Raw genomic sequence first — 250 nt, 5'->3', positions numbered from 1 at the left:
GTGCTAAAAATCATCTGGTTTCATTATTAAACCACTTAATCAACCCAGAGGTTCTCATGTCAGATTCCATTCGTTCTCAGTCTTTGGCGTTAATCACCGGCGCATCCACCGGTATTGGTGCGACATACGCCGATCGTCTCGCTAAACGCGGCTATGATCTTATTCTTGTGGCCCGTGATGCACAGCGCCTGAATGCGCTGGCTGAAAAGCTGCAACAGGACACCGGCGTAAAAGTGACTGTGTTACCCGA

Annotated in this window: 1 protein-coding gene; it reads left to right on the top strand. The window is 49.2% G+C overall.

Going from position 1 to position 250, the window contains the following annotated elements; genetic code table 11:
• A partial coding sequence (locus tag JEM65_RS22075; protein ID WP_306465111.1) for an SDR family NAD(P)-dependent oxidoreductase occupies positions 1-250 on the top strand: 250 nt, incomplete at both ends.

Source organism: Gelidibacter salicanalis (genome assembly GCF_016469035.1).
GTDB lineage: Bacteria > Bacteroidota > Bacteroidia > Flavobacteriales > Flavobacteriaceae > Gelidibacter > Gelidibacter salicanalis_A.
The sequence above is the reverse complement of the archived record's forward strand: the minus strand, read 5'-3'. Positions and strand labels throughout refer to the sequence as shown.